The organism is Erwinia sp. PME.40.26/001 (assembly GCF_055556675.1).
In genome coordinates this window covers 1-212 of sequence record NZ_JBVHNP010000496.1, presented here as the reverse complement: position 1 = coordinate 212, position 212 = coordinate 1, and the positions used below count along the sequence as shown (strand labels likewise).

The following is a 212-nucleotide window of genomic DNA, read 5'->3' as shown; positions in this document are numbered from 1 at the left end:
CGGACGGTGAGCCTCATAGCGGCAGGTCGACAGGGATAAACCTGTGAGCCTGCAGGCACGACGTTGCGACAGACCGGTCGCATCACACATCAACATCACGGCTTCCCGCTTCTGGTCTGTCGTCAGTACTTTCGCCCAAGAGCCACCTGAAGCGCCTCTTTATCCAGCATGGCTTCGGCAAGCAGCTTCTTGAGTCTGGCGTTCTCTTCCTC

At 58.0% G+C, this 212-nt stretch carries 1 pseudogene; it reads right to left on the bottom strand.

Annotation, left to right across the window (positions count from 1 at the left end):
• Positions 1–212 (bottom strand): annotated as a pseudogene (locus ACZ3HG_RS25120) (IS3 family transposase); the annotation flags it as partial.